The 1,513-nt window shown below is 64.0% G+C and carries 1 protein-coding gene; it reads right to left on the minus strand.

Annotated features, from left to right (window positions below):
* Positions 1-8: 8 nt before the first annotated feature.
* On the minus strand, positions 9-1,352 hold the full coding sequence (locus BKG60_RS13735; RefSeq protein WP_075909691.1) for an IS110 family RNA-guided transposase: 1,344 nt from the start codon (positions 1,350-1,352) through the stop codon (positions 9-11).
* Positions 1,353-1,513 lie beyond the last annotated feature (161 nt).

Here is a 1,513-nt window from a genome sequence, read left to right on the forward strand (position 1 = left end):
TGGTGTGCTTAGGCGGCGGGTTCGACGCTGACGCGGTAGCCCATGGCCGTCAGTTGGGCGATGTGGTTACGCATGCGGCGTTCGATGTTGACCCGCCGGGTGTAGTAGTCGGCTCCTAGGTCATGGAAACGTGCGGTGGGATCGGCAAGGAGCTGCCAGACGATGGTAAGGATGGAGCGGGCCACCGCGACAAGGGCTTTGAGCTTGCCGCGTCGTTTGACGATGCGCCGGTAGCGTTCGCCGAGGAAGGTGTCGGTCTTGGCCACGGTCGCAGCGGCTTCCCCGAGAGCGCCTTTGAGGTAAGGGTTGCCGGTGCCAGTTCTGCCCGCTCGGGTCACCGGCCCGGACTGGATGGTGCGTGGACACAGTTTGGCCCAGGACACCAGGTGCCCCGCAGTGGGGAACCGGGTCATGTCCATACCGATTTCAGCCAGAATGATCTGGGCTGTGGTCGGGCCGATCCCCGGGATCTCACACAACCGTTGGGAGGCCGAAAGCTCCGTCGAGGCCACGAGGCCACCACCGGGCCGGCCCTGGTCGTGCTCGTCGGGTCCGGTCAGTGCCAATCGCTGCTCAATCCGTTCGGTCAAGGTGGCGATCTGGGCGTCAAGTGTGTCGATCTGATCGAGCAGCATCCGGGCCAACTCGCCGTGGTGATCATCAAAACGACCATTGAGCGCGTTGATCAGCTCGCTGCGTTTGGCCGCCATCCGTCCGCGGGCCAGATCAGCCAACTGCCGCGGATCGCGTTCACCAGCGATCAACGCCTCGACCATGGCCCGCACCGACACGGTGTCCAGCCGCGAGGCCACCGCCGAGACCTTGATCAACGCGTCTTCGAGCAGTTTCTCCAACCGCTGCCAATAACGGGCCCGTTCCCGCGTCAGATCCACCCGCAACCGGGTGTAATCGCGTAGTTGCCGGATCGGGGCCGGTGGAACGAAACTTGGCCGCAGCAGACCCTTTTCGGTGAGTTTGGCCAGCCATACCGCGTCGAGTTTGTCGGTTTTAGGTCGACCAGGGACGTTCTTGACCTCGCAGGCGTTGACCAACTGCACATCAAGCCCGGCGGCCTCGGCCAGGTAGTACCAGATCCGCCAATAATCCGATGTGGACTCGATGGTGAGTTTCTCGATACCCCACCCAGCCAGCTTGGCCGCCAACTCAGCCACCGCGCCGGTGGTGGCCGCAACCTCCCAGACCTTGCTGACCCGACGGGCAGGTCCGGGCATGCGCACACACACCACACCCGAGGCCTTGGCCACGTCAACGGCAGCGACCCGCTCGATGACCAACTCATACTCGGCGTCGGGAATCTCCTCGATCCCGGCCGCACCCTTCCTATGCTTCACCTCGGCTGCCCTCCTCACCCATCAACACCACCGCGGTGGGCGGGTCACCTGGGGGCCTCGGTCAAGGGAAAACCGAAATTCTGACCGGCGTGCTCACAGCAACAATGCATGACCCTTCCAGGTCCGGGCCCCGGCGTCAGGCTGGCGTACAAGCTCAACAC

The organism is Mycobacterium syngnathidarum (assembly GCF_001942625.1).
GTDB lineage: Bacteria > Actinomycetota > Actinomycetes > Mycobacteriales > Mycobacteriaceae > Mycobacterium > Mycobacterium syngnathidarum.